A 1,002-nucleotide genomic window follows, 5' to 3' on the forward strand; every position below is an offset into this window, starting at 1 on the left:
CCACGCGTACCCATCCCGAACACGACCGTTAAGCCCTCCAGCGCCGATGGTACTTGGACCGCAGGGTCCCGGGAGAGTAGGACGTCGCCAAGCAAAATAAAATAACCCACTGACCGTAATAAGTCGGTGGGTTATTTGTTGTCCACAAATCATCCACAATTACTAACCTCATACGGGGATAACTGTTAATGACGATACATTATTGGTTATCCACAAGTGTATAAGTTGTTATTTCTGCTAGATTATAACACTCCATCCACATCAAGCTGTTGATACTTCATTATATCCGGGGACAGTTTTATTTTTTCTCTTGTCAGGTATATCTGAAGTACCTAGGCTTCACTATTATTTCCTATGGAAATTCCAAAGTTATTCAATATATTCAAATGATGCGATGCTTATTGATGCTTATTTCTGTAAATAGTCCAATGAGATCGGATGTGAAAAGGTGAATTGTGTTCAATGAAGGAATACAACATAATTGATTATTCTAAAGACAATTGAATTTAATTAGGATCGATATCCTTTGAAATAGTAGAGTAAGTTTGGACGAATTCATAAATTGAACCTACCAATTTAGAAGACTCCCATTTATTGAACCTATAGACGACTGTCATTATATCCGTTCTATAATGAGTGTCTTTTGAATATGTACTTCTCTAACATATATCGGAGTCGTCGTTATCTATAGAAGGGAAGCTGTCCGTTATCATGTCTTTAGCAGCACCGTATCTAATTGAAGCCATTGTGGGATGCTAATCAATAATCAGTGACCATTCTCTTGGTGGCTATCCAGTATAGGATATTCTGTTGTATCCCAAAAATGTGCTTGCGCATTTCTAAAGTATGTGGTATATTATTATTCCTGCCTCACTAAGAGGTGGGCAACAACAAATGAAAACAACTTAAAAACAAGTTGAAAAAAGTTGTTGACTTCGAATGAACGAAGTGATAAGATATAAAAGTCGCCGCTGACAAAGCGGTGAGAAAAAGAAAGTAACT

Annotated in this window: 1 rRNA gene; it reads left to right on the forward strand. The window is 37.4% G+C overall.

Annotation, left to right across the window (positions count from 1 at the left end):
• Window positions 1–93, forward strand: a 5S ribosomal RNA gene (rrf, locus tag BP95_RS32000); the annotation flags it as partial.
• Between the last annotated feature and the right edge of the window lie 909 nt (window positions 94–1,002).

It is taken from the genome of Paenibacillus sp. UNC217MF (assembly GCF_000686865.1).
Lineage (GTDB): Bacteria > Bacillota > Bacilli > Paenibacillales > Paenibacillaceae > Paenibacillus_B > Paenibacillus_B suaedae.